Origin of the sequence: Xylanibacillus composti, from assembly GCF_018403685.1 — a bacterium.
GTDB lineage: Bacteria > Bacillota > Bacilli > Paenibacillales > K13 > Xylanibacillus > Xylanibacillus composti.
This window is the reverse complement of record NZ_BOVK01000108.1, coordinates 1-1,748: the sequence shown is the minus strand read 5'-3', so window position 1 is coordinate 1,748 and position 1,748 is coordinate 1. Positions and strand designations below refer to the sequence as shown.

The 1,748-nt window shown below is 43.9% G+C and carries 1 protein-coding gene; it reads left to right on the top strand.

All coding sequences use genetic code 11. The features are described 5' to 3' along the window. The coding region (locus tag XYCOK13_RS21645) for a hypothetical protein (protein WP_213414336.1) at positions 1-212 on the top strand (212 nt) is incomplete at its 5' end. Positions 213-1,748 lie beyond the last annotated feature (1,536 nt).

Here is a 1,748-nt window from a genome sequence, read left to right as displayed (position 1 = left end):
TTTTTCTGGGTTGTTTTTGCCCTAGCCCCTTTTTAATGCCCTTGCAAGGAATGGGTTTTCGCCTTTCGTTAGCTATCGCTTTACTCCGTTTCGAGCCGGAACACAATCTAGTGGTTGATAGTAATAAGATGAATCTAAAGGAAAGATGGAACATAAAAACGGGGCTTGTATCTTGGGAAATTCGTGAAGTCCACACGAAGTGGATCAGGTAACGAATTTCTTATCATACAAGCCCCTCAACAATGTTCCATACATATAAGGATTCATCTAAACCATTCAACCACTTTTATATAATCCGGCTCTTTATTTCGTAAAGCGAAAGATATAGTTGTACATCAAATTAGCTGGCAAGCTCGCTTCGCGGTGGAATCTTATATGAATCGGTAAGTCATAATGGAACAAACAAAAAGGCTTGTGTCAGGGCCAACTCCGTAAGGAGGTCTTCACACAAGCCCCCAATAAGGTTCCATTCTAATATGCGATTCATTACCTTTTCCCACCGCGATCGCTCGTAGCCAGCAAAGCCCCTGTATAACCAAAATCCCGAAAGGCGAATAGTTATCCCTGCATGTTTACAGGCTTCTTGGTTTCCATTCTCATCGTTCACGATTCCCCAAATCATCATTATGGACTACCTTCTTGCCGAAGGCTGTTTCCTTACTTAGTAGTGAATCCCTACGGGCTTCGCCCTCACCGCTACACGCCCCAAACCTAGTTTATTGATTTCTATTCCCATGCTTTCAGATGGTTTACTGGACAGAGCCAGGGGAAAACGCAGCCAGGATGGAAGGCCGCCTCCAAGCACAGAGATTGAACCACCGAAGAAAGGGGCTTGTTTGTGTACGCGATATCGAGAAACTGTTGACCACCTCCCAACCTTCTTCACTTATTCCAGTCCCATTCATCCACTACCGATCCAATCCAGCACAACAGTAACAAACAACTAGCAAGGTTCTTAGAACAATGGAATAAGTGAAGATGCGCGAGATCCGACGTTTGCACCACCACCCAAACAAGCCCGCCCCTCGGTTCAAACTCTGTGCTTTTATCGGCTTACTCCATCCTTGCGGTTTCCCTGGCCTGCATCCAGTAAACCACAGATGAAAGCATCTTTAATCAATACACAATATGGTTTGGGATCATCAGGTGAGGGCAGTCTTTCAGGGATTCATATTCGGAAGGAAACAGCCGCCGAAGGCGGTAATCGCAACAATGATTTTGGGGGTTAAAGTGAACCATGAGAATGGAAAGAAGCCTGTTTATTGCATCTATCTAATCCTGGCATGGCTAAACTTAAGACACTTACGAATTAAAGCCTTCCGTTCATGTATTGGATTCTATTAGTTTCATTGCTTTATAAAGCCTATTTCCATATCCAGATAAACCGAAGGTTTGTAGATGATTGCTAAGTCACGAATGGTTCCAAGCTTTCAAAGCGGTTTTACAGGACAGAGCCAGAAGAAAACACGGGCTTGATTGAAGACGATACGTCTTTCAATCTGTGGTTTCTTCTGGTCGGACATCCAGTAAAACCGCGTATTTGAAAGCTGCCATTCGTGATGAACAGAAATCATCTTTTTTGTCGGTTTATCTCTCTTGGGAACTAGGTAACGCCAAGCAATGAAAAGGAAGGAATCCATAAAGAATCCGGAAGGCAGACCTTAGTAAGTGTTGGTTCTTGGGCCATGCAAGCTTGGGATAGATGCAAGTAATTTCAAAGGGGCTAAGGCAAAAACAACCCAGAAAAA